General features: G+C 65.0%; 15 protein-coding genes. 6 read left to right on the forward strand and 9 right to left on the reverse strand.

The genetic code is table 11. From position 1 onward, the window contains the following. Positions 1-72: 72 nt before the first annotated feature. Both ACHQ4I_RS01095 and ACHQ4I_RS01100 read right to left on the reverse strand, forming a co-directional pair. Complete coding sequence (locus ACHQ4I_RS01095; RefSeq protein WP_420769743.1) at positions 73-816, reverse strand: hypothetical protein; 744 nt, start codon at positions 814-816, stop codon at positions 73-75. Positions 817-953: 137 nt separating this feature from the next. Continuing rightward, positions 954-2,414, reverse strand: a complete 1,461-nt coding sequence (locus ACHQ4I_RS01100; RefSeq protein ID WP_420769744.1) for a WS/DGAT domain-containing protein — start codon at positions 2,412-2,414, stop codon at positions 954-956. A 184-nt stretch (positions 2,415-2,598) separates the two neighbouring features. On the opposite strand from ACHQ4I_RS01100, the gene qcrB reads away from it, so the two are divergent. Next, positions 2,599-4,242, forward strand: coding sequence for a cytochrome bc1 complex cytochrome b subunit (gene qcrB, locus ACHQ4I_RS01105; protein WP_420769745.1), 1,644 nt, complete (start codon positions 2,599-2,601; stop codon positions 4,240-4,242). An 80-nt stretch (positions 4,243-4,322) separates the two neighbouring features. On the opposite strand, the gene ACHQ4I_RS01110 is transcribed toward qcrB, so the two are convergent. Beyond that, complete coding sequence (locus ACHQ4I_RS01110) at positions 4,323-4,532, reverse strand: DUF397 domain-containing protein (RefSeq protein WP_420769746.1); 210 nt, start codon at positions 4,530-4,532, stop codon at positions 4,323-4,325. Positions 4,533-4,953: 421 nt separating this feature from the next. Here ACHQ4I_RS01110 and ACHQ4I_RS01115 point away from each other — a divergent pair, with 421 nt between their 5' ends. Genes ACHQ4I_RS01115 through ACHQ4I_RS01125 form a run of 3 tightly spaced genes read left to right on the forward strand, consistent with a single transcriptional unit; the run spans position 4,954 to position 7,137 of the window. Continuing rightward, on the forward strand, positions 4,954-5,442 hold the full coding sequence (locus ACHQ4I_RS01115) for a DUF309 domain-containing protein (RefSeq protein ID WP_420769747.1): 489 nt from the start codon (positions 4,954-4,956) through the stop codon (positions 5,440-5,442). Between the two features lie 21 nt (positions 5,443-5,463). Beyond that, positions 5,464-6,399, forward strand: a complete 936-nt coding sequence (gene gluQRS, locus ACHQ4I_RS01120; RefSeq protein WP_420769748.1) for a tRNA glutamyl-Q(34) synthetase GluQRS — start codon at positions 5,464-5,466, stop codon at positions 6,397-6,399. Between the two features lie 45 nt (positions 6,400-6,444). After that, positions 6,445-7,137: an RDD family protein gene (locus ACHQ4I_RS01125; RefSeq protein ID WP_420769749.1), complete on the forward strand. Its 693-nt coding sequence runs from the start codon at positions 6,445-6,447 to the stop codon at positions 7,135-7,137. Positions 7,138-7,213: 76 nt separating this feature from the next. On the opposite strand, the gene ACHQ4I_RS01130 is transcribed toward ACHQ4I_RS01125, so the two are convergent. Beyond that, entirely contained in the window at positions 7,214-7,732 is a 519-nt protein-coding gene (locus ACHQ4I_RS01130) for a DUF4190 domain-containing protein (protein WP_420769750.1), read from the reverse strand. 29 nt (positions 7,733-7,761) lie between these two features. Between ACHQ4I_RS01130 and ACHQ4I_RS01135 the strand changes: the two genes are divergently transcribed. Then, positions 7,762-8,544, forward strand: coding sequence for a queuosine precursor transporter (locus ACHQ4I_RS01135; protein ID WP_420769751.1), 783 nt, complete (start codon positions 7,762-7,764; stop codon positions 8,542-8,544). Positions 8,545-8,566: 22 nt separating this feature from the next. Here ACHQ4I_RS01135 and tgt read toward each other — a convergent pair whose 3' ends face one another. From tgt to ACHQ4I_RS01160, 5 genes are all read right to left on the reverse strand, one after another. Beyond that, positions 8,567-9,820: a tRNA guanosine(34) transglycosylase Tgt gene (tgt, locus tag ACHQ4I_RS01140; protein ID WP_420769752.1), complete on the reverse strand. Its 1,254-nt coding sequence runs from the start codon at positions 9,818-9,820 to the stop codon at positions 8,567-8,569. A gap of 104 nt (positions 9,821-9,924) precedes the next feature. After that, on the reverse strand, positions 9,925-11,838 hold the full coding sequence (locus tag ACHQ4I_RS01145; RefSeq protein ID WP_420769753.1) for an ABC transporter ATP-binding protein: 1,914 nt from the start codon (positions 11,836-11,838) through the stop codon (positions 9,925-9,927). Continuing rightward, positions 11,835-13,649, reverse strand: a complete 1,815-nt coding sequence (locus ACHQ4I_RS01150; RefSeq protein WP_420769754.1) for an ABC transporter ATP-binding protein — start codon at positions 13,647-13,649, stop codon at positions 11,835-11,837. Before ACHQ4I_RS01150 ends, ACHQ4I_RS01145 begins: the two co-directional genes overlap by 4 nt. 143 nt (positions 13,650-13,792) lie before the next feature. Continuing rightward, positions 13,793-14,290 (reverse strand): RrF2 family transcriptional regulator, encoded by a 498-nt coding sequence (locus tag ACHQ4I_RS01155; protein ID WP_420769755.1) that lies wholly within the window; start codon positions 14,288-14,290, stop codon positions 13,793-13,795. Positions 14,291-14,327: 37 nt separating this feature from the next. Continuing rightward, positions 14,328-14,921, reverse strand: coding sequence for a TetR/AcrR family transcriptional regulator (locus tag ACHQ4I_RS01160; protein ID WP_420769756.1), 594 nt, complete (start codon positions 14,919-14,921; stop codon positions 14,328-14,330). A 241-nt stretch (positions 14,922-15,162) separates the two neighbouring features. Here ACHQ4I_RS01160 and ACHQ4I_RS01165 point away from each other — a divergent pair, with 241 nt between their 5' ends. Then, positions 15,163-17,460 carry an MMPL family transporter gene (locus ACHQ4I_RS01165; RefSeq protein ID WP_420769757.1) on the forward strand — a complete coding sequence of 766 codons (2,298 nt, stop codon included), beginning with the start codon at positions 15,163-15,165 and terminating at the stop codon, positions 17,458-17,460. Positions 17,461-17,616 lie beyond the last annotated feature (156 nt).

The raw sequence follows: 17,616 nt of genomic DNA on the forward strand, positions 1-17,616 counted from the left end.
CTCCGCCACAGACAGCAGGTCAGGTTCGTGTACGCGAACCTGACCTGCTGTTTTTGTCGGCAGGGCAACGGCTCAGTTGCCGAAGACCGTGCTCATGAGGTCGGTGGCCCATTTGTTCATGGGCTGAATGACATTCAGGTAGGTCCAGCGGGTGGGGCGGACGATGGTGGTGCGCCAGGCGGCGGCCAGGGCCGCGAGGATCGGGCGCAGGATTGTGCGGTAGATCGCACGGCAGGGGGTTACTACGAGTACGCCCACGATGATGGTCGCGACGTGCCAGCCGTAGGTCGCGGCGGCGCGGAGCAGGCGCCACAGAGGGTGCAGGATCCAGCGCCAGAGTTGGTAGAGCGGCCAGGCGATCAGGTATTTGCCCGCCAGATACAGCATTCGCAGGATGACGCCGGCGATCGGCAGCACGATGTTGCGCGTGAGCCAGTTCAGGGTGAGGCGCAGGATTCGGCGCCATAGGAAGGCCTCGATGGCGCGGCGCAGCGGGCGCAGGAAGTAGTCGAGGGCGAAGGCGGCCACGGGGGTGAGGACCAGGCCCCAGAGGACGTGGTGCAGGACCCAGCCCCAGAGGAAGTCCTTGACGAAGGCCCAGGCGGGGCGGAGTAGCCAATGCCGGACGAGTCGGCAGATCGGGTCGAGCAGATGATCCCAGAGGTAGGTCAGTGCGGCGGTGGTGCTGCGGCCGAGAAGTTTGATGCCCTCCCACACCAGTCGCAGCGGGATCAGCACCACAATGGCGATGAGCCGCGCGATCCACTGGCCGGGCGACGTGGAGCCGGATTGCCGCGTGCTGGATGGTGTCGTCATTGTGGTGGTTCCCCCTACTCGGTTGCCGCCGCGACTGTCTGCGCATCGGTGCGCCCGAAGTTCGAGGCGTCCAATACATTCGAACATGTCGACGCCGGGGCGCCGTGAGTAGAACTACGGCGTCCGCCTGCGCCGAATCACCCGGCTGAAGTCCCCAGTTCTCCGGCGGCACAGATGAATACCTCGTTCAGCGCGGTGCGCAACAGTTCGGTGTAGTCGTCGATATCCGGCAGCGCGGCAGTGTCGGCGTGCACCGAGACCGTGACGGTGTCACCGAGGCCGTGGACACCGTGGGTCAGGTGCATGACCGAGCCGATCGCCGGAAAACCGCCGGTGAAGCGGACGCGTGCGCCGCCGAACCGCAGGTCGGCGGGCCCGCGGTGGACGCTCGAGACCACGGTGTGTCCCGCGATCGAGTCGGGGACGGTGTCGATCGGGTAGCGGTCGACGTCGCGGCGCAGCAGTGGCGCGGGGGTGACGGCGGTGACACGGTCCTGTGCGGTCAGCAGTGGGTGGCGGGCGCGGATGCGGCGATCGGCGAGCGCCGCGGCGATCTTGTCCGCGCGGGCCAGTGGATCCGGTTCATCGATGAACAGATCGACGCCGAGGCTGCGGTAGTTGTTGTGCGCCCCTATCCGGTTGTCGGACAACGCCATCGGCACCTGAGCTCCGAGCCGGTCCACCTGCTCACCCCGCGCCGCCAGATAGCGTTCGAGCGCGATCGAGACAGCGGTCAGCGCGACCACGGTGACGGTGCGATCCCGAATCCGCATCCGCGCGGCATCGCAGACGATCATCCGCACCTGATGGACCTCCGATTGCCGATCGGCCGAATCGCCATCGACCGCGTCCGACCGGTTCACCAGACTCGGCGTGAACCCGGGGCCCGGCCCCGGAATCTTTCCCGCAGTGGTCAATTCGGCCAGCTCCCGCTGGGCCCGGAAGGCCTGGTAGCCCAGGACCACCGTGCGCGAGAACTGCAACGGCATCCGCAGCAGCGCCAGCGCCGAACGCACAGGTACGGGATCCACCGGCACCAATTCCATTGCCGCAGTACCGATCCGTCGACCGACACGTGCCACCCCGCCAACCGAAGCACGCGCCGTGGCAACCGGCTCGATCGGATCGGACTCGGCGAACAGCGCCCTGGCGATCTCGGCCCCGCGCCGCCCGTCGGCCAGCGCATGCGATAGCTGCAGCACCACCACCATGGCGAGTCCCGGCCCGCCCCGCGGCGCGCCTTCGATACCGCGGAAGACGTGCAACCGCCACGGCCGCTCCGTCGCGTCCACACCGGTACCGAGCAGTTTGCCGAGTGCTGTGCACACACCCGGCCAATTCGCTTCCGAAAGGAAATGTTCCACAAATTGCTCGGCACGGAAATCGCACCGAACCCATGACGGATAGTCCAGATCTCCCGGCAGCTCGCGCAGCCGGACGCGCAGATCGGCAATGCGCGCACTGCGCCGCGCGACGAACTCGCGCAGTTCCGCGCCGAGACATCCCGAATCGTCGAAGCAATAGAGCAAGAACAGGTCATTACGAGTGCGGCTCGACAGCCAGTACATCGTGGCGTCCTGGGCTGCCAACGTACTCACGAGTCGACGATATGACACCGGTTACCGGGGGCGGCGGTCAGCACCGGCAAGAACTGATTGATCTTGTTTCGCATTGGTCTCGTTCCACATTGCCTTCGGGAAAGCTATCGATTCCGACCCGATCCCCTGCTACCGTCTGTAGTAGAACTCATACCACCACTCACCCAGGGCGGGGGTGTCGGCTATGGCTATTGACGTAGGTCGCAAGGTGGGCGAACAAGCCCATTCCTTCGACGAGCGATATCAGGCTGCCAGGTTCATCAAGCGGTCGATCAACAAGGTCTTCCCGACTCACTGGTCGTTCCTTCTCGGCGAGATCGCGCTCTACAGCTTCATCATCCTGGTGCTTTCCGGCACCTATCTGACGCTGTACTTCGACCCATCAATGGCCGAGGTCACCTACAACGGCGCCTACCAGCCGCTGCGCGGGGTGTCCATGACCCGCGCCTACGAGACGTCGCTGAACATCTCCTTCGAGGTCCGCGGCGGTCTGTTCGTGCGCCAGGTCCACCATTGGGCCGCACTGCTTTTCGCGGCCTCCATCATCGTGCACCTGTTCCGGATCTTCTTCACCGGCGCGTTCCGCAAGCCGCGCGAGGCGAACTGGGTGCTCGGCTCGCTGCTGCTGATCCTGGCCATGTTCGAGGGGTACTTCGGCTACTCGCTGCCGGACGACCTGCTCTCCGGCACCGGCCTGCGGGCGGCGTTCTCGTCCATCACGCTCGGCATTCCGGTCATCGGCACCTGGATGCACTGGCTGATGTTCGGCGGCGACTATCCGGGCAACATCATCATTCCGCGCCTGTTCATCGCGCACGTGCTGCTGTTCCCGGGCATCATGCTCGCGCTGATCGCCGCGCATATCGCGCTGGTCTGGTATCAGAAGCACACCCAGTTCCCGGGTCCGGGCCGCACCGAACGCAATGTGATCGGCACCCGCATTGTGCCGGTGTTCTCGCTGGATCAGGGCGCGTTCTTCGCCTTCACGCTCGGTGTCGTCGCACTGCTGGGCGGCCTGCTGCAGATCAACCCGATCTGGGCCTTCGGCCCGTACAGCCCGGCCAAGGTATCGGCGGGCACCCAGCCGGACTTCTACATGATGTGGACCGACGGCATGATGCGCCTGATCCCGCCCTGGGAGCTGTATCCGGGCCGCTATACCGTGCCCGCACCGTTCTGGGGGGCGCTGATCATGGGCCTGGTGTTCACGGTGCTGATCGCCTATCCGTGGATCGAACGGCGCCTGACCAAGGACACCGCGCACCACAACCTGCTGCAGCGACCGCGTGACGTGCCGGTCCGCACCGCGATCGGCGCGATGGCGATCACCTTCTACGTGGTGCTGACGCTGTCCTGCGTAAACGACATCATCGCCTACAAATTCGACGTCTCGCTGAACGCGACCACCTGGGTCGGCCGGATCGGCATTCTGACCCTGCCGGCGCTGGCCTACTTCGCCGCCTACCGCATCTGCCTTGGCCTGCAGCGCAGCGACCGCGCGGTGCTGGAGCACGGCATCGAGACGGGCATCATCAGGCGGATGCCGCACGGTGAGTACATCGAGATCCACCAGCCGCTCGGTCCGGTCGACGAGCATGGTCATCCGATCCCCTTGGAATACCAGGGCGCGACGGTGCCGAAGAAGATGAACAAGCTGGGGTCGGCAGGCAAGCCGGGCATCGGCGGATTCTTCCGGCCCGATCCATGGCAGGAGTCCCAGCGCCACCGGGCGGACGAGCATGAGGAAGAGCGCAAGCAGCTCGCCGTTCTACGCCGCGCCCAAGAGCAGCAGACCGACGGCCACGGCGGCAACGGCCAGGCCCACTGAGAGAGCTACTGGCGACTCGCGAAGGCCCCGAGTCCGTGCCGACCCGGGGCCCGTGCTGATCGGTTCAGACGTGACTGTTGTCAGGCGCGTCCGAACTCCCCCTGTGACACTCCCGTTAGGAATACGTCCCACTCGCCTGGCGTGAACGCCAACAACGGACCATAGCCGTTGTCCTTGGTGTCGCGGACCGCCACATTGCCGTCACCGAGAAAAGCGACTTCCACGCAGTTCCCGTCGGGGCCACTGTGCGTGCTCTTGCGCCACACAGCTCCCGTCAAGTCAACCTCCACGGCACTAGCTCCTTTGCTGCGTCGAGAACGAGAATTTTCTTCTGACATCGTTCTAACTAGCACCGGCATCCGGCGCGGAACGCCGAATCCCGCGGTGCGCCTTGCCAAAGCGCGCGACTTTCACGGTGCGTCGTGATCGCACTGCACTTCTAGGCGATTTATCCTCGCGGGGTCGCCCCCGCGCGATAAACAGTAGCAGGTTCAACGAGAATTTGCCGATCTCTTGCCCATTCAGTCATCGCATTTGCCAATCTTGCGAATGTGAAAAAGTTGCGGAGCCATTGCCGGCAGACGATATTCATTCCCATGTTTGCTGGACAGCAAACTTTTTGCGGATGTGATTGCTCCGTGATCCGTCAATAAATCGGGGTCGACCCGATCGCGTGGACGACCCCGGCAACTGCCGTGGATGATGGGCTGCATGGTCGAACGTCCCCGCGACGAGGCAGGTCGCGCCCGTAATCCCCGCCCACGCGACCGGTTCGGGCGGCCGCTACCGGTCGGCAGCGTGGGGGTGCCGCGAATTCCGGACGACCTGAATCTGCCACCCCAGCAAACTCTTTCGTTCGCTCAGCAACTGCTCGATGACGGTCTGGCATTCAACGCGCACGAGGTACTCGAGGCCGCGTGGAAGAACGGGCCGTTCGCCGAAAGGATGCTGTGGCAGGGGCTCGCCCAATATGCGGTCGGGCTCACGCACATCCAGCGGGAGAATCCGAAGGGCGCGCGCACGCTGCTCACCCGCGCGGTGACGCGGCTGCGCGCCTTCGCACCGGATTCGAGCACCCCGGTGCCGTACGGAATCGACCGCGCCGGTCTGATCGCGCACGCCGAGACGCTGTTGGCCGCGCTGGACAACGGAACACCGATTCCCGAAGACCGGCTCAGGCCGCACCTGCGGATCCGGTGATCGGGGGCCGCAGCCCCTACGATGGCAACCGTGCCCGCAACCTCCCGAACTCCGGCAGGCCGGTACGCGCCGAGCCCATCCGGCGATCTGCACGTCGGAAATCTGCGCACGGCCGTGCTGGCCTGGTTGTTCGCGCGGTCGACCGGACGACGCTTCCTGATCCGGATCGATGATCTGGATCGGGTGCGGCCCGGGGCCGAACAACGCCAGCTGGCGGATCTCGCCGCGATCGGATTGGACTGGGATGGTCCCGTCGTCCGGCAAAGCGACCGGCTGGCGCACTACGCGGCGGCCATCGATCGGCTCACCGCCGCCGGACTCACCTACGAGTGCTATTGCACCCGAAGGGAAATCCAGCAGGCCGCCACCGCACCGCACGGCCCTCTCGGCCACTACCCGGGCACCTGCCGGAACCTGACCGAGGCGCAGCGGGCCGCACATCGCGCCGACGGCCGCCCGCCCGCGCTGCGCTTGCGCGCGCAAGCCGGCGAATTCGAGATCGTCGACGAATTGCACGGGCGCTACCGCGGCCCGGTCGACGATGTGGTGCTGCGGCGCGGCGACGGCATTCCGGCCTACAACCTGGCCGTCGTCGTGGACGATGCCGAACAGGGCATCGACCAGGTGGTCCGCGGCGATGACCTGCTGCCGTCGACACCGCGCCAGGCCTATCTCACGACCCTGCTCGACCTCCCGGTTCCGTGCTACGCACACGTGCCGCTGGTTTTGAACAAGGAAGGAAAGCGGCTGGCCAAACGAGACGGCGCGGTAACACTCGCCGACCAACTCGCTCTCGGCAACACACCCGATCGGGTGGCGGCGGCGCTGGCCTGTTCACTGGGCTATCCGCCGGTGCCGCCCGCCGAGCTGCTCATCGGATTCGACCCGGCCAATCTGCCCAAGGAACCTTGGGCACTCGACGAGAATGGGTTGTTGCAACCCGCGCGATGTCCGTAACGTACGCAATCGACCGATCTACTGATCACTGACGAGGACACATATATGACAAGCGGTGGGTACGACCCCAACCAGTATCCGCAAGGCGGGCAGCCGTATGGGCAGCAGTACCCGCAGGGCGGCCAGCAGTACCCGCAGGGCGGCCAGCCCCAGTACGGGCAGCAGCCGCCGCAGTACGGCCAGCAGCCCCAGTACGGGCAGCAGCCGCAATACGGACAACAGCCCCAATACGGGCAGCAGCCGCAGGATTCCTACGGCCAGCAGCCCTACCCGCAGCAGTACGGTGAATACGGCCAGCAGGGCTTCGGTGCGGGCCAGCCGGGTGAGCTGCTGCCCCGGTTCGGCGCCAGGTTCATCGACATGCTGATCGTCCTGATCCCGGCCTACATCATCGATCTCATCCTGTCGAAGGTCGGAATCATCGGCTCGATTCTCGGCTTCATCGTGGTCGTCGGCGGCCCCATCGCATACTTCGTGCTGATGGAGACCAATATGGGCACCACGCTGGGCAAGAAGATCCTCGGCCTGCGCGTCGTCGCCCCCGGTGGCGCCGCCAAGATCACCCCGGAGGTTTCGCTCAAGCGCAACCTCTACCTGGTCGCCAATATCATTCCGTGCCTGGGCCAGCTGGCCGCGCTCGGCATGGCGATCTACATCGCGGTCACCATCGAGCAGGACCCGAACAAGCAGGGCTGGCACGATAAGTTCGCTGGCGGCACCCAGGTCGTCAAGGCCTGATCAGGTCGCAGACCCTGGATAAAAGCTCAGGGGCGCTCCCGAAAACGGGAGCGCCCCTGATGTTTTTCGAAAGCGGCTACTTCGTCGCTGTCAGCGCGACGTCGAGCACGATATAGGCGATCCAGAGCACGATGGCAACAGCGCCGATCCAGATTCCGGCCAGGGCCATACCGCGGCCTTGCTGGCCGCTCTCCTTGATCTGATTCAGCGCGATGACACCGAGGATGATTCCGACGATCGCGCCGATACCGCAACTGCACAGCCCGATTATCGAGGCGATCAGTGAACCGATCGCGAGCCCGTTGTTCCCCTGCGGCTGCTGCGAATATCCGTACGGCTGATACGCGTTCGGGTAGGCCGGGGTCTGCGGGTACGGCTGCTGCCCACCGGCGACCGGCTGCTGCGGGTAGCTCGGATACTGCGGCTGCTGGGCTGGCTGCTGCGGGTACTGCGGCGCCGAAGGGTACTGCGGAACCGATCCGGGCGGTTGGGCTGCCGGATACTGCGGTACCGACCCCTGGCCGCCAGCTTCCGGCGACACGCCTTCGCCGCCGTACTGCTTCCACCACTCGTCGGAATCGCCGGGATTCGTCATTGCTACAGCCTATTCCACAACCTGGTTGGATGAAGCGCGTGAGTGAGTCCAAAACAGTTGAAGAACACCCAGGATCTGGGGGCCCCGCGGCGGCCCACGCGGCATTCGCCGTCGCCGCGCGGGGCTACTACACGCCCGTCGTCGCACTGTTCACCGCGACGCTGATCATCTCCAATATCTGCGCCACCAAGGGCGTCCAGTTCTTCACCGATCATTCGGTGAAACTCGGGCCCATCGAGATCCTGCCGATCTCCACCGATGGCGCATGGTTCCTGTTCCCCCTCGCCTACATCATCGGCGACGTCCTCAGCGAGGTTTACGGCTTCAAGGCAGCCCGCCGGGCCATCTACTACGGTTTCGCCATTCTGCTGCTGGCGGTCGTCTGCTTCCAGATCGCCATCGAGATGCCCGCCGCGACCTTCTACGACAATCAGGAAGCCTTCCGGTCCGTCATCGGCACCACCCCGCAGCTGGTCGCCGCCGGACTGTCCGGATACTTCGTCGGCGAGATGCTCAACTCCGCGGCGCTGGTGCTGATCAAGGAGAAGACCAAGGAAAAGCATCTGTGGGCCCGTTTGATCGGCTCCACAGTCGTCGGCGAATTCGGTGACACGCTGATCTTCTGCTCGATCGCGGCCACCGCCATCGGCATCGATAGCTGGGGACAGTTCGTGAACTACGTGATCGTCGGCTTCATCTGGAAGACGCTCGCCGAGGTCATCGTGCTGCCGATCACCTACCGGGTAATCGGCTTCCTGAAGAAGCACGAGCCGAGCTACGCGCCCCGCGAAACTACCGCACTGTTGAGCTGAAAACCGTTGTGCGCATTCGGACCTACGGGGTCCGGATGCGCCCTTTCCAGCGGCCCAGCGTTTCGGCCTTGTATTCGTCGAAGTAACCGCCCTCGATGCTCTCGCGGATCCGGTCGACGAGCCGGATCGTGTAGCGCTCGTTGTGGATCGTGCACAACGTCGAGGCCAACATCTCCTTGGCCTTGAACAGGTGGTGGATGTAGGCGCGGGTGTAGTTGGCGCAGGTGTAGCAGTCGCAGGTGTCGTCGATCGGGGTGAAATCGCGGCGGAATCGGGCGGTATTGATATTGAATCTGCCTTCGGCGACATAGATGGCCGCATTGCGCGCGACCCGGGACGGGTTCACGCAGTCGAAGGTGTCCGCGCCGTTCTCCACCGCGACGAAAACGTCCTCCGGCTCGCTGATGCCGAGCATATGCCGCGGCTTGTCCTCGGGCAGTTCGTCACAGCACCAGCCGACGATGGCGCCGAGGTTGTGCTTCTCCAGCGCGCCGCCGATGCCGTAACCGTCGAAACTCGTTCCGGCGCTGCCCCGGATCGATTCCAGCTCCCGGCATGCCTTGCGGCGCAGGTCTTCGTACTGTGCGCCCTGGATCACCGCGAACAGCGCCTGATACGGGCGATGCGTGCGCGCGGCGGTCAGCCGTTCGTGCTCGTCGATGCAGCGCTGCGCCCATTCGTGCGTGCGCTGTAGCGATTTCTCTTGGTAGGCACGGGTATTGAGCAGGGTGGTCAGCTCGTCGAAGGCGAACATGATGTCCGCGCCGAGCCGATGCTGGATGCCCATCGAAACCTCCGGCGTGAACCGGTGTTTCGAGCCGTCCAGATGGGAGCGGAAGGTGACGCCGTCGTCGTCGACGATCGCCAGGCGCTCCTTGCCCGCGGCGATCACATCGTCGCTGCGCACGTCGACCGCCTCCATGGCCAGCACCTTCTTGAAGCCGACGCCGAGCGACATCACCTGGAAGCCGCCGCTGTCGGTGAAGGTCGGGCCCGGCCAGTTCATGAACTTGCTCAGCCCACCGGCCTCGTCCACGATGTCCGAACCCGGCTGCAGATAGAGGTGGTAGGCATTGGCCAGCAACGCCTGAGCGCCGAGTTCCTTCATGGTCTCCGGCAACACCGCCTTCACGGTGGCCTTCGTACCGACCGGAATGAACGCCGGAGTCGCGATCTCACCATGCGGCGTCGCGATCACCCCCGACCGCCCGTGCCGCCCCTCGAGACGGGACCTGACGGCGAACGAGAACGATGCGGGATCTGACACGTTGTCCATACTCTCAGGCCCACTCCGCCCGCGGCATTCGAGCGTAGTCGAATGGTTGCTCACCGATCTCGCGGAACAACCATTCGACTCCCCTCGATTGCGGCCCCGGGATTTCAGGCGTCCGCGGCGGCCGCGGCGAACTGGGCGTTGTAGAGGCGGTAGTAGGCGCCGCGCTCCTCCAGCAAACGCTCGTGGGTGCCGTGTTCGACGATGCGGCCCGCCTCCATGACGACGATCAGGTCGGCGTCGCGGATGGTGGACAGGCGGTGCGCGATCACGAAGCTGGTGCGGTCGCGGCGCAGGGCCGCGGTCGCGTGCTGGACCAGCGCCTCGGTGCGGGTGTCGACCGAACTGGTCGCCTCATCGAGGACCAGGATGGACGGCTTCGCCAGGAAGGCGCGGGCAATGGTGATCAGCTGCTTCTCGCCCGCGCTGACACCCGAACCCTCCTCGTCGATGATCGTGTCGTAGCCGTGCGGCAGCGCGTGTACGAAACGGTCGACGTAGGCGGCCCGAGCGGCGTCGAGGATATCCGCCTCGCTCGCATTCGGATTGCCGTAGGCGATGTTCTCCCGGATGGTGCCCTTGAACAGCCAGGTGTCCTGTAGCACCATGCCGATCCTGGACCGCAGGTGATCGCGGGTGATCTCGGTGATATCCACGCCGTCGATGGTGATGGTGCCCGCGTCGAGTTCATAGAAGCGCAGCAGCAGATTGACCAGCGTGGTCTTGCCCGCACCGGTCGGGCCGACGATGGCGACCACGTGACCCGGCTCGGCGACCAGCGACAACCGCTCGATGACCGGCGTCTCCGGTTCGTACCGGAACGAGACCGCCTCGAATTCGACCCGGCCCCGATCGACCGGACGGGTGTTCTCCATGACCGGATCCGGCGACTGTTCCTCGGCGTCGAGGATCTCGAAGATCCGCTCGGCCGAGGCGACACCGGATTGCAGCAGGTTGGCCATGGCGCCGATCTGGGTCAGCGGCTGGCTGAACTGCCGGGAGTACTGGATGAAGGCCTGCACCTCGCCGAGCGACAGATTGCCGGTCGCCACCCGCAGGCCGCCGACCAGCGCCACCAGCACGAAGTTCACATTCCCGAGGAACATGATGGCGGGCATGATCAGCCCGGAGATGAACTGCGCCTTGAAGCTCGACTCGTAGAGATCGTTATTGCGCTTATCGAATTCCTGGCCGACCTCGCGGTTGCGGCCGAATGAGGTCACCACCTCGTGCCCGGTGAAGGCCTCCTCGACCTGGGCGTTCACCATGCCGGTGTACTTCCACTGGTTGACGAAGTGCGGCTTGGAGCGCTTGGCGATCTGCGCGGTGACCACGATGGCGGCGGGCACGGTGAGCAGGGCGATCATCGCGAGCAGCGGCGAGATCCAGAACATCATGATCAGGATGCCGAGCACCGAGAAGACCGACAGCAGCAGCTGACTCATGGTCTGCTGCAGGCTCTGCGAGACATTGTCGACATCGTTGGTGACGCGGCTGAGCAGGTCACCACGCGGCGTGGAATCGAAGTAGCGCAATGGAAGTCGGTGGATCTTGTCCTCGACGTCGCTGCGCAGCCGCTTCACCGTGCGGTTGATGACGATATTGAGCAGGAACGATTGCAGCCAGCTGAAGACCGAGGCGCCGATATAGAGCAGCAACACCAGCATCAGAATCCGGCCGACCGCGCCGAAGTCCACACCCACACCCGGGGTGACATCCATCGCGCCGAGCATGTCGGCGAAGGTGTTGTTGCCCGAGGCCCGCAGGCGCTGGATCGCCTCTTCCTTGGTGATGCCGCTGGGCAGCTGTCGGCCGACCACACCGTCGAAGACCAGATTGGTGGCCTTGCCGAGGATGTACGGGCCGAGCGTATTCAGCACCACCGAGACGATCGCCAGCCCGACGATCGCACCGACATACCCGCGCTCGGGCGCCAACCTGCGCAACAGCCGCTTCAGCGACGGACCGAAAGACTTCGCCTTCGCATCCGGCGCACCGGGGTTCACCGCTCCGGGTCTCATCGGCTCTCCTCCTGCCGGGTGCGATACCCGTCCCCGGTCGGATCGGGCAGCGATCCGATGCGCTTGGCGAGGGCGACTCCCGCGACCTCCTCGGCGCCGAGCTGCGAGGCGACGATTTCCTGGTACTCCGCGCAATCGCGCATCAATTGCTCATGGGTGCCGATCCCGGCCATCGCGCCGTCCTCGAGCACCACGATCTGATCGGCATCGCGGATGGTGGTAACCCGTTGCGCCACAATGATCACCGAGGCAGCCCTGGTCTCCGGTCGCAATGCCTCGCGTAGTCGGGCATCGGTGGCGACGTCCAGTGCGGAGAACGAGTCGTCGAACAGGTACACCCGGGGCTTTTTCACCAGCGCCCGAGCGATGGCCAGCCGCTGACGCTGCCCGCCGGAAACGGTGGTGCCGCCTTGCGCGACCGGAGTTTCCAGGCCCTGCGGCATATTGCGCACGAAGTCGGCGGCCTGGGCGATTTCCAGACATCGCCACAGTTCCTCATCGGTCGCATTCGGATTGCCGTAGCGCAGGTTGCTCGCCACGGTTCCGGAGAACAGGTACGCCTTCTGCGGTACCAGGCCGATCTGTTCGCGCAGTAGTTCGAGTTCGATATGGCGGACATCGGTGCCGCCGACGTAGATCGCCCCGTCGGTCACATCGATGAGCCGGGGAATCAGGTTGAGCAGCGTGGTCTTGCCCGCGCCGGTGGATCCGACGATGGCCGTGGTGGTGCCCGGCTCAACCTGGAACCGGATGGCCGAGAGCACCGGCTTGTCCGCACCGGGAAAGGCGAATTCGGCGAATTGCAGATCGACCAGCGCCGGATCGCCCTTGAACGGCTGCGGTAGCCGCGGCGGCGCCACCGAGGTCTCGGTATCGAGCACCTCACCGATCCGGTCGGCCGAGACGGCCGCGCGCGGCGCCATCATGGCCAGGAACGAGGCCATCATGACGGCCATCAGGATCTGCATGATGTAGGACAGCATCGCGGTGAGCGAGCCGATCTGCATCTGGCCGTCGTTGATCAGATGCCCGCCGAACCAGATCACCGCGACCGCGGTGACATTGCTGATCAGCATCACCAGCGGGAACATCAGCGCCATCAACCGACCGACCCGCAGTGCGCTGTCGGTGAGTTCGGAGTTGGCCACCCCGAAGCGCCAGGTCTCCTGGCGCTCGCGCACGAATGCGCGCACCACCCGGATGCCGGTGATCTGCTCGCGCAGTACGCGATTGACCTCGTCGATCCGGTGCTGCATAGCGCGGAAGCCCGGCACCATCTTGGCGACGATGGCGCCCATCGAGATGGCCAGCGCGGGCACCGCGATGAGCAGCAGCCAGGACAGCCCGAGGTCCTCGCGCAATGACATGAAGATGCCGCCCACACACATGATCGGCGCCATCACCAGGATGGTCGCCGACATCACGATGAGCAGCTGAACCTGCTGAATGTCGTTGGTATTGCGGGTGATCAGCGACGGTGCGCCGAACATGCCGACCTCGCGGGCGGAGAAGGTGCCGACCCGGTGCAGCACGGCCCCGCGCAGATCCCGGCCCGCACCCATGGCGGCCTGCGCGCCGAGGTAGACCGAGCAGGCGGACGCGATGATCTGCACACCGGTGACCGCGAGCATCAACAGACCGGTGGTCCAGATGTAGCCGAGATCGCCCTTGGTGACGCCGTTATCGATCAGGTCGGCATTCAAGGTCGGCAGGTACAGCATCGCGATGACGGCGATCAGTTGTAGGCCGACGACCCCCGCCAGTTGCGCCCGGTAGGGCGCGAGATAGGTGCGAAGCAGTCTGATCAGCATGATGAAAAGGAGGCTACCGGGAAACCGTGATATCCGTCGCGCGGTTTCCTGACCAGCACCGATGCCCTGAATTCGGGCCGATCACCGGCCGCGGAGAACAGTGACTTCCCGCGAGTCCTTCCGCCTGCGTGACTCCATTCGAATTATCGCCGCGCCCAGGCACCGGGATCCGCGGTCAGCGTCTCGACGAAGCCCGGAAGCCGGTTCTGCGCGATGTCGTCGATGGACACATTCTCCAGTACCGCACGGATATTCACCCGCAGCGCGATCCACACCCGCTGCAACGGTTCGGCCGCGCCCGGATACCGCACATCCTCCGGACGCTCACCGCGCACCGAGGCCAGCGGGCCCTCGATCGCGCGGATCACATCGGCGATGGAGATCCGCGCGGCCGGGCGGGCCAGCCAGTAGCCGCCGTCCGGGCCGCGCCTACTGGTCACCAGATCGGCTCTGCGCAATTCGGCGAGTACGGTCTCGAGCACCTTGGGCGGGATGTGCTGTGCGGTCGAAATCGCCTCGGCCTTCACTACCGGCGCGACCTGGACAGCGGTCGCACCGATCACGGCTTTGTCGGCCTGTGGTGCGCGTGCGATTTCCAACAAGGTCCGCACCGCGTAGTCGACCCTCGCGGTGATGTGCACAGCTGCGACTCCCTGGCGTATTAGGTGTGCAACGAATCTACGCGGTGTGGCAGCCGGTCAGCACACAGGTGGCCGCGTCCAGCAGTGTGCGTTCCACCACGGAATCCTCGACGCCGGGCACGAGTTCGGTGGACAGCAGCGCCACCCCGAGAACCTCCAGGGCCGCACTGGCGCGGAGCTTGGCCACGTCGTCGGCGTCGGGTCCGGCGAGCCATTCGCGCAGCACCCGGGTGGAGTCCAGGAGGTCCGGATACCGGTCGGCCATCACATTGATGATCGCGACGGTGTCGCGGACACACAGCGCGCCGGCGTCGCGGTGGCGAATCATGCCGCGCAAATAGGTGCGCAGAATGGCGCGCACCCCTTCGGCGTCATGCGGGACCGCATCGATATCCTCGATCACCGCGCGCATGTGGTCGATGATCGGATCGATGATCGCAAGGAGTAGATCGAACTTCGAGGCGTAGTGATAGTAGAGCGAAGCCTTTGTGATTCCTACCGCATCCGCGACCTCGCGCAGGCTCGTCTGCTCGAATCCCTTGGCGCCGAACAGCTTCACCGCGGCGTCGCGAATTGCCATTTTTGTGCCGCCACCTGCGACAACGGCGTCGCCCGCGTCACGAACGGTCATGGGATGATCCTCTCATCGCTTCTACGCTGAGCTAACGTTGCCGCCAGAATTGAGGTTGTACCTCCGCTTAGCTCCTAGGTATTCTACCTACCGCACGGTAGGCAGAAAGCGTCAATTGGAGGCGGGGCACTAGCAGGGCAACCCCGCAAGTGTTGTCTACGTGCCATGAATCAGCACGTACTCAGCCATCCGTAGCGCCTGCCTACAGGTCGCTCGAAAAGGTTCGCTAGGAGAACTTCTCGTGTCCGTTTATCTGTACAGATGGGGAAAGTTCGCTTTCCGAAGAAAATGGATAGTGCTTCCGGTCTGGCTTGTCCTGTTCCTGCTGCTCGGCGGCCTCGGCGCGCAGCTGAAGGAGCCGATGACCAATGACTTCAGCATGCCGGAGCTGCCGTCCGCCCGTGCCAACGACATTCTCGACAAGCACTTTCCCGGTGCCTCCGACGCCTTCAAATTCGACGCCGTCACCGGCACCTATGTCATCGCCGCGCCCGAAGGTCAGAAGCTGACCGATCCGGCGAACCGCGCGGCGGTGGAGGCGTTCATCGCGAAACTCGGCACGCTCGACATCGTCGACCACAGCAAGCCGGTGATGAATCCCATTGAGGCCGCGGAGAAGTCGGGATGCATCACCAGCCCCGATCCGTCCAAGTGCAGTGGCGCACCGCTGAACGTGCTGAACAAGACCGCTCCCGATTCGGTCGCCTTCTTCAGCGTCCCGTTCACCATCAAGAAGTTCACCGACGTCACCGACGAGCAGCGCGCAGCGGCCTACGACGTCGCGAGCGACGCACGCAACGCCGGTCTCCAGGTGGAGATGAGCGGCTCGATCGCGCAGAAGAACGAGGGACCAAGCGGTAAGTCCGAGCAGATCGGCATGGGCATCGCGCTCATCGTCATGATCATCGCGTTCGGCGCCATCGTGGCCGCCTTCGTGCCGATCGTCACCGCGATCGTCGGCCTCGGCGCGGCCACCTCGCTGATCTTCCTCGGTACCGCGATCATCGAGGTGCCCAGCTTCACGACCTTCCTCGCGTCCATGATCGGCATCGCCCTTTCGATCGACTACGCGCTGTTCATCGTGTCGCGGTACAAACATGAACTGGCAGTGCAGGATTCGCCGGAAGAGGCGGCCGGTACCGCGCTCGGCACGGCGGGTTCCGCGGTGGTCTTCGCCGGTCTAACCGTCATCATCGCGCTCGGCGGCCTCAGCATCGTCGGCGTGCAGTTCATGACGTTCATGGGCCTGGGTGGCGCGATCGCCGCCGCGTTCGCGGTGCTCACCGCCATCACGCTGATGCCAGCGCTGCTCGGTGCGTTCGGCCGGTTCCTGTTCAAGCCGAAGCTGCCGCTCATCGCCCAGCACGATCCCGAGGACGACAAGTCCGTCACCAACGGCATGCGCTTCGCCCGCCTGATCGGCCGGGCGCCCGCGGTGACCCTGCTGCTCAGCGTGGTCGTGCTCGGCCTGCTCGCCGCGCCCGCCGCTGGCCTGAACCTGGGTCTGCCCGGTGACGACAGCCAGCCGAAGACCTCCACCGTGCGCAAGGCCTACGAGCTGCGCACCGCGGGCTTCGGTGAGGGCAGCAATGGTGTGCTGAACGTCGCGGTCGACCTCACCAAGGTGCCCGCCGAGCGCCGCGAGGCCGCGGTCGACGCGCTGCGGTCCAAGCTCGCGTCCTATTCGGGCATGGACTACGTGACCGAGCCCAAGTGGAGTGGTGAGGACAAGGCGGGCGCGCTGCTCGACGGCGTGCCGAAGTCGGGTCCGAACAACCAGGCCACCAAGGATCTGGTCAGTGACGCCCGCGACGCCGAGGCGCAGATGCAGTCCGAGTTCGGCATCGAATACGGCATCACCGGCACCACGGCGATCTTCGCCGATGTCGACCACGTGCTGCTGAGCAAGATCGTGCCCTACCTGGCGATTGTGGCCGGTGCCGCATTCCTGCTGCTGATCCTGGTATTCCGCTCGATCCTGGTGCCGCTCACCGCGGCGCTCGGGTTCCTGCTGTCCATGGCGGCCACCTTCGGCGCCACGGTGCTGATCTTCCAGCAGGGCAAGCTGGGTCTGATCGAGGATCCGCATCCGCTGGTCAGCTTCCTGCCTATCATGCTCATCGGCCTGGTGTTCGGCCTGGCCATGGATTACCAGGTGTTCCTGGTGACCCGGATGCGCGAGGAATTCGTCAACGGCAAGTCGCCGAAGGATGCGATGGTCGCCGGTTATCACCACGGCGCCCGGGTCGTCACCTCGGCCGCGGTCATCATGATCTCGGTGTTCGGCTCGTTCCTGCTGGAATCCGATGTCACGGCGAAGTCGTTCGGCTTCGCGCTGGCGGCGGGCGTGCTGATCGACGCGTTCATCGTCCGGATGGTCGTGATCCCGTCGCTGCTGGTGCTGATGGGCAAGTGGTCCTGGTGGATTCCGAAGTGGCTGGACCGGATCCTGCCGGATATCGACGTCGAGGGCGCGAAGCTGCGTGAGCTGCAGCAGCGGTCCGCGGAGACGGTGCAGGTGCCGGTCGGCGTCAGCTGATCGGAGCCGACTTCCTCGGCCCCGCACCCGGTTTCGGGTGCGGGGCCGAGTGCGTTTCACACGGGCCGCGCGGGCAGCCGGTGCGGGGCGATTGAGCTTCGAATTCATCGCGCTTCCACTGGAATTCGGATCCGTTGACCGAATTCCAGTGGGAGC

The sequence above is a fragment of the Nocardia nepalensis genome (assembly GCF_048910785.1).
Classification (GTDB): domain Bacteria; phylum Actinomycetota; class Actinomycetes; order Mycobacteriales; family Mycobacteriaceae; genus Nocardia; species Nocardia nepalensis.